The 1,150-nt window shown below is 67.5% G+C and carries 1 pseudogene; it reads left to right on the top strand.

The features are described from left to right. Nucleotides 1-6: 6 nt before the first annotated feature. Nucleotides 7-1,150: pseudogene (locus ACFYW1_RS39045) on the top strand (protein phosphatase); the annotation flags it as partial.

Below are 1,150 nucleotides of genomic sequence, written 5' to 3'. Positions count from 1 at the left end.
GACCCGATGATCAAGCCCGAGGCCATTCCGCAGTACACCGGTGATCTGGGCCAGCTGGAGAAGGACCACGCGTCCCTGACCAAGGACGCCGGACACATCCGCGAGACCGGCTCCTCCGTCCACACCCAGTTCCAGGCCCTGTCCGCCTACTACCACGCCCCCGAGGCCGAGCAGCTGTTCGCCTCGACCAAACCCGTCAAGGACCGGGCCGACTCCTTCGCCGACGACCTGGAGAAGGTCGCCACCTCCCTGTCGGACTACGCCACCGAGATCCGCCCCCTGGTCACCAAACTCGCCCAGCTCAAAACCGACGCGACCACCTTCGTCAACGCGAACAAGGACGACGACGAGTGGGAGTACGACGGCGACAAGGTCGAGGAGCACAACCAGCTCCGCGACGACATCACCGCGACCGTCGCCGCGTTCTGGGCCGCCGAACGCACCTGCCACAACAAGATCACCGCCCTGTTCGGCGGGACCCAGATGGTCGCCGGCGACGGCTCCGAACGCAAGGACCAGTACGGCTTCAACGCCGAGGACCTCAAGAACGCCAAACTCCCCTGGGGCGACCCCGTCGAGGAAAAACACCACTGGTACGAAGTCGGCCACTGGGTCAAGTCCTTCGTCTGGGACGGACTGATCGTCGACGGCGTCTGGGGCACCATCAAGGGCCTGGGCACCCTCGTCGGCTTCGGCGGCTGGGAAGCCATGGGACAGGCCTGGAAGGGCCTGGCCCAGCTCGCCACCGGCCTCGTCATCTCCGCCGTCCCCGGCGCAGGCGCCCTCTTCTGGACCCTGCCCGACGACAAACTCCCCTCCTGGCTGCGCGACTCCCGCACCGCCATGAAGGAGACCGGCAAGGCCCTGGTCGCCTGGGACGAATGGGGCAAGAACCCCGGCCGCGCCGCCGGAGCGGTCACCTTCAACGTCCTGACCACCGTCTTCACCGGCGGCGCCGGCGGCGCCGCAGCCGGCGCCGGCAAAGCCGGAGCCGTCGCCAAGGTCCTCTCCGTCGCGGGCAAGACCGGCAAGTTCATCGACCCGATGACCTACATCGCCAAGGGCGCCGGCACCGGCCTGTCCAAGATCGGCGACATCACCAAGGGCCTCAAGGGCATCGAGAACATCGAAATCCCCAAACTCCCCGACG

Origin of the sequence: Streptomyces sp. NPDC002669 (genome assembly GCF_042889165.1) — a bacterium.
Lineage (GTDB): Bacteria > Actinomycetota > Actinomycetes > Streptomycetales > Streptomycetaceae > Streptomyces.
The sequence above is the reverse complement of the archived record's forward strand: the minus strand, read 5'-3'. Positions and strand labels throughout refer to the sequence as shown.